This is a genomic window from Actinomadura soli (assembly GCF_005889715.1).
Lineage (GTDB): Bacteria > Actinomycetota > Actinomycetes > Streptosporangiales > Streptosporangiaceae > Spirillospora > Spirillospora soli.
On record NZ_VCKW01000372.1, the window covers coordinates 1 to 5,921 of the forward strand.

Genomic DNA, 5,921 nt, shown 5'->3' on the forward strand with positions numbered 1-5,921 from the left:
GACAGGGGGTGAGGATGGTGGCCATGGACGTTCTGAGCAGCCGCATCCTGCTGCGCCCCGCCGATCCGGCCCGCGCCCAGCGCTTCTACCGTGACGTGCTCGGGCTCGCGGTGTACCGCGAGTTCGGCCCGGCCGGCTCGCCCGGCGTCGTGTTCTTCCTCGGCCCCGGGTTCCTGGAGGTGTCGGGCCACGGCACGGGCGGGACGGGCTCGTCCCCCATGATCTGGCTCCAGGTGCGGGACGTCCGGGCGGAGCACGAGCGGCTCGCGGCGGCCGGGGCGCACGTCACGCGGGAACCGCGCGAGGAGCCGTGGGGCCTGGTCGAGATGTGGATCGAGGACCCCGACGGCGTCGAGATCGTCATCGTGGAGGTCCCGGACGCCCATCCCCTGCGCCGCGACCCGCGCTCCTGACCTCGCCGGGCCGACGGCGAAAGCTGGAAAAGGCTGGACGTGTCGGGCGGCGGCGGTACTGTCGGCCGCATGTCCAGGCCCCCCGGCGACCCGACCCCCGACGAGCTGGAGGCGCGCATCACCGGGTTGCGCGCCGCCGTCCGGCGGGCCATCGCGGCGGGCGACCGGCGGAAGGCCCGCGAGCTGCGCGCCGACCTGCGGGACGCGGAGCGGGCCTGGGACGACGCCGTCCTCGGCGACGACCCCGGCGGCCCGGAAACCGGCGGCTCAGAAACCGGCGGGCGCGGCGACGCGGGGCGCGGGCTGCTGCCGGTTCGCGAGCAGGTCCACCAGGCGCTGACCCTGCTCGGCGCGCCCGCCGCGCCGAAGCTGATCGGGGCCGTGTACGCGGCGTTCTTCCCGGGCGAGATCCCGTCCACCCGGCTGACGAGCCTGCGGCGCGACGAGGAGCGCTCCTTCCGCACCGCCCCCTACGCGCGGCCCTACTACCTGTGCGCGGCGCTGACCGCCGACCTGCTCGCGCCCGCCCGCGGGCTGCTCACGGTGAGCACGTGGCCGCTGGAGCAGCGGATCGTCGGCCCGCTGAGCCCGCGCACCGACTTCCTCACCGCCGCCGCCCGCCTCGCCGAGCACGCCGCCGGACGCGGGACGCCGTCGCCCTCGGTGCAGCGGCTGCTGTGGCGTTTCGCGTCCACCATTCCCGGTGCCGCGACCGGTACGGTCGGTACAGCCGATCCGGCCGCGCTCGCCGAGGCCGCCCGGGCCGAGCTGGACGTGCACCGGGAGCCCGACCGGCGGCGGCGCGAGTCCGCCGCGCGCCGCGCCCGGGACCGGCTCGACGACGCGGAACGGCTCTTCGGCAGCCGGCTGCGCGCCGTGCGGGGCTCCGGCCGGCGCACCGCACAGCGCCCCGGACGCCGCTCAAGCCCCGCCACCAGCCCCGCCACCAGTGGAGAGACCGACCGATGACCGACACCGCGCCGGACCTGGACCGGCTGCGCGGCGCGGCGCCCCCGCGCAACCACGACGCCCGCACGATCGCCGCGCTGACGTCCAACCCGGGCTGCGCCCGCCGCGGCGTGATGGACGCGGCCGGCGTCGACAAGGACGCGGTGGCGCAGGAGCTGGGCTTCCCCGCGCCGTTCGGGCAGTCGCAGTTCGCGATCACGCGCGGGAACGCGTTCGAGGCGCAGGTGAAGGCGGACGGCTGCGCCGAACTCCTGACGCTGCTGCGCGACGGGCTCGGCCTCGACGTCCCCGAGGTCGCCTACGACGACCTGGAGCTGGTCGCCGGGAACGAGGGCCGGGAGCTGCGGCATTCGCGCACCCGCCGGCTCCTCGCCCGCGCGCTGGAGACCGGCGAGGGCACGCTGTTCGACCATCCGCTGCTGCGGCTGGAGATCGCCGGGCGTCCCGCGTACCTGGAGCCGGACGTCATCGCGTTCCAGCTCGCGGGCCGGCTGCACGTCATCGAGATCAAGTCGTTCGCCGTCGTGGACGGGCAGGCCGAGCCGGAGCAGGTCGCGGCGGCGGCCCGCCAGTCGGCCGTGTACGTGCTGGCGCTGCGGCGCCTCGTGACGGAGCTGGGGCATGATCCGGGACGGGTCTCGCACGAGGTGTTCCTCGTCTGCCCGGAGAACTTCTCCAACCGCCCGTCCGCGACGCCGCTGGACGTCCGGCCGCAGCTCGCCGTCCTCGAACGGCAGCTCACGCGCCTCACCCGCGTCGACGCGATCCTGGCGGAGCTGCCCGGCGATCTGACGTTCGAGCCCGGGGAGGCGCTCGGCGCGTCCGTCCGGGCGGTGGAGGCCCGGTACGCGCCCGAGTGCATGGCGGGCTGCGAGATGGCGCTGTTCTGCCGGGACGAGGCGCGGGCCTGCGGCGAGACGGGGGCGCTCGGCCGGTCCGTCCGCGACGACCTCGGCGGGGTCGACACGATCGGCACGGCGCTCGCGCTGGCGGACGCGTCGCTGACACCGTCCGACGACCTGGCGGAGACGGCCGCGCAGCTGCAAGCGGCGGCCCGGCTGCGCGCCGAGGCCCTGCAGGGGGTCGCGTGATCCGCCGATGAGCGCGCTGACGTCGCTCGCCCGGCTGGAGGCGGTGGCCGCCGGGGCGGCGCGGCCGCTCGCGACGGTGCGGCACTGCCATGTGTCGGACGCGCCGCTGGTCCTCGTCCCGCTGAAGCTCGCCGGTGAGGCGGCGGCGCCGCTGGCGGTGATGGCCGGGAGCGAGCGCGACGACCCGTCGCTGCTGGTCGTGCCGCAGCCCCGCAACCGCGATCTGCGGTTCGCGTTCGCCGCCGACCTCGCCAAGCTCGTCCTGAACCACATCGAGACGAGCCACGGCGCGGTGGAGGAACTGCCGCCCGCCAAGGACGGCGAGGAACGGATCCGGTACGGGGACGCGCCGCAGTTCCTCGTCCCGAACCGGGGCGGCGTCGCGTTCCTGCGGCTGATGGGACGCTCCACGCGCTTCCGCAGCACGGAGGGCCCGTACGCGGTCGACCCGACCGTCCCGGTGCTCGGACGGTGGCTGACGTGGTTCGCCGACCGGCACGACCATCCCGGGTCGTCCCTCCTGGGCGCGATGACGGAACTGCTGCGGCTGCACTGGGCGACGGGCCAGAGCTCCCTGGAGGACGGCAACCTCGCCGCGCTGATGGGCTGGATCGCTCCGCCGGACGGCCTGGACGGCCCGGCCGCCGCCGCCCGCGCCGAGGACCCGGTGATCTGCCCGCCGGCGGGCCCGGCGACCGACCCGACGTTCGACAACGAGGTCCTCGCACCGGCGGTCGCCGCCTACGACCGGTCGGGCCCCGGCTCCCGCGCCGAGGAACGCCTGCGCGCCGCCCTGGCCGGGCAGCTCACCCCGACCTGGGACCTGATGTGGCAGGCCGCCGACCTCCTGCGCGCGCTGCCGGAAGGAGCGAGCGTGCCGGGGCGCTGGGAGCGCGACCGGGACGCCTTCACCTACTACCACCAGACGTTCGGCGAGGCGTATCCGCAGGCCCGCCGCGACCCGCCCGTCCGGGCGGCGCGGCGGCTGCACGACCTCGAACGCGCCCAGGACGCCTACGACGCGCAGCGCGCCTTCGACGATCCCCTGGTCATGGCCGAGCACCGGCTGGCGGGCCAGGCGTTCGGCGGCGTCGTCACCGAGTGCGACCCGACCCGCCTGGACGAGACGGGCAAGCGCCCCAAACTCCGCCCGCACCTGCGCGTCGAGACGCAGGACCCGGTGCGCCTCGACCCCGGGGCGACCGTGTGCAACGCGGCCCGTCCCGCGCTCAAGGGAAGGATCATGGAGATCGAGGATGGCACGGTGCTGCTGGAGCTGACGGGCGGGATGGGCCGCAAGCTCACCCCCGAGCCGGGCGCCGTCCCGCAGCCCGGCGACCGGGTGTGCTTCACCTCCCTGACGGACGGCTCGTTCGGCGCGGCGAAGTTCCCCGACCGCGAGGACACGCCGTGGACGCACGGAGGCCCGCCGGAGGAGTACGTGCCGACCGGCGAGGACGCCAAGGAGGACTGGTCGTGACCGAACACGCAACCCGCCACCTGGCACCGGTACAGGCGGACGAGCTGAACCCGTCGGAGGCAGCGGCGCGGGTCGTCGACGACGTCCTCGCCGACCTCGGCGGCGGGCACCGCGGCGTGGTGGTCGACTCCCCGCCCGGCGCGGGCAAGTCGACGCTGGTGGTCCGCGCCGCCGCGCACCTGGCCGCGGCCGGCGAGCGCCTGATGATCGTCGCGCAGACGAACGAGCAGGTGGACGACCTCATCGAGCGGATCGCGGGCAGGCATCCCGGCATCACGCTCGGCCGCCTGTCGGCGTCGGGATACGTGCCGTCCGAGCGCGTGCTGGCGTATCCGGCGGTGCGGGTCGCGCAGAAGGCCGGAGACCTCGCCGAGCACACCGTCGTGATCGCCACCGCCGCGAAATGGGCGACGCTCTCCGAGGGCTCCTGGCCGTGGGCGATCGTCGACGAGGCGTACCAGATGCGCTCCGACATGCTCCTGCGCATCGCCGGACGCTTCGAGCGCGCCCTGTTCGTCGGCGACCCCGGGCAGCTCGACCCGTTCTCCACGGTCGAGGTCGAACGCTGGGCGGGCCTGACCTGGGACCCGATGCGCAGCGCCGTGTCCGTCCTGCTGGCGCACAACCCGGGCCTGCCCGTCCACCGGCTGCCGGTGTCGTGGCGGCTGCCCGCGTCGGCCGCGCCCGTCGTGTCGGAGGCGTTCTACCCGTTCACCGGCTTCCGCGCCGGGACGGGGCCGGGCGACCGGCGGCTGGAGTACGGGGCGCGCGGCATGGGCACCACCTACGACCGGGCGCTCGAAGAGGCCGCGGCCACCGGCTGGGCGCTCTACGAGCTGCCCGCGAGGCACACACTGCGCACCGACGCGGAGGCCGTCCGCGCGACGGCGGCGCTGGCCGTCCGGCTGCTGCAGCGCGGTCCCGTCGCGCACTCCGAGCTGGGGTCGAGGCCTGTGGACGCCGCCCGGATCGCGATCGGGGCGGCGCACCGCGACCAGGTCACCGCGATCCGCGCCGCGCTCGGCCCGCACGGCGACGGCATCACCGTCGACACCGCGAACCGGCTCCAGGGCCGCGAGTACGACGCGACGGTCGTCCTGCACCCGCTGTCCGGGCGCCGCGACGCGACCGCGTTCCATCTGGAGTCGGGGCGGCTGTGCGTCCTGGCGTCACGGCACCGGCACGCCTGCGTGGTGGTGGCGCGGGCGGGCATCCCCGAGCTGCTGGACGCGCACCCGTCCGCGGAGCCGGTGCACCTCGGTGTGCCGGTGAAGTTCCCGGACGGCTGGGAGGCCAACCAGTCGGTTCTCGCGCACCTGGCCGGGCATCGCGTCCCGGGAGACTAGCCGGGACGCGCGGCCCGCGGCCCCAGGGACGAAGATCTTCAACGTGTCGAAGATCGTGCCGACCGGTACGAGCCGGCTCCCGGACGGATACTGTGAGAGCCGGGTGCCTCAGCGATCAGGGGGAAGGGACATGGAGGAGGACATCGGCCTCATGTGCGCCCGCTGCGGCGGCGAGGTGCACGACGTCACGCACAACCGTGAAGGGTCGCTCGACGGGGTCGGCTACCGCCACAACCGGCGTGTCGAGCCCTGGGACCACGAGCTGGAGCTGGCCGTCGGCGAACCCGCCCAGCACGACCAGGCGTGCGACTTCTGCGGCGCGTCGGGGCCGAGGTGGCTCTACTACCCGACCCTCGACCCCGAGGACACCGACATGTTCGAGGTCGAGCTGGACACCACGCACCTGTCGGACGACGACACCGCCGTCGCCGTCCTGAACATGCTCTACCCGTGGTACGCGTGCGACACGTGCTCCGTCCTCGTCGCCGACCGCAACGTCGACGTCCTCATCGACCGCGCCCTCGACCGCACCCCCGTCCCCGCGGACGGCCCCGTCGACGAGGAGACCGTCCGCGCACGCCTCCAGGGCTCCTTCTCCGTCTTCTTCACCACCCGCCCAGGC

The 5,921-nt window shown here is 75.2% G+C and carries 6 protein-coding genes; all 6 read left to right on the forward strand.

The genetic code is table 11. The annotated features are described in order from the left end of the window. Positions 1–23 precede the first annotated feature (23 nt). Positions 24–413, forward strand: coding sequence for a VOC family protein (locus ETD83_RS38375; RefSeq protein ID WP_138650102.1), 390 nt, complete (start codon positions 24–26; stop codon positions 411–413). 69 nt (positions 414–482) lie between these two features. Next, positions 483–1,382: a hypothetical protein gene (locus ETD83_RS38380; protein ID WP_205718121.1), complete on the forward strand. Its 900-nt coding sequence runs from the start codon at positions 483–485 to the stop codon at positions 1,380–1,382. Continuing rightward, positions 1,379–2,473, forward strand: coding sequence for a hypothetical protein (locus tag ETD83_RS38385; protein WP_138650103.1), 1,095 nt, complete (start codon positions 1,379–1,381; stop codon positions 2,471–2,473). Before ETD83_RS38380 ends, ETD83_RS38385 begins: the two co-directional genes overlap by 4 nt. Positions 2,474–2,480: 7 nt before the next feature. Continuing rightward, positions 2,481–3,953, forward strand: coding sequence for a hypothetical protein (locus ETD83_RS38390; protein ID WP_138650104.1), 1,473 nt, complete (start codon positions 2,481–2,483; stop codon positions 3,951–3,953). After that, on the forward strand, positions 3,950–5,299 hold the full coding sequence (locus ETD83_RS38395; RefSeq protein WP_230421473.1) for an AAA family ATPase: 1,350 nt from the start codon (positions 3,950–3,952) through the stop codon (positions 5,297–5,299). Before ETD83_RS38390 ends, ETD83_RS38395 begins: the two co-directional genes overlap by 4 nt. A gap of 130 nt (positions 5,300–5,429) precedes the next feature. Then, positions 5,430–5,921: hypothetical protein (locus ETD83_RS38400; protein ID WP_138650105.1), on the forward strand; the 492-nt coding region annotated here is incomplete at its 3' end.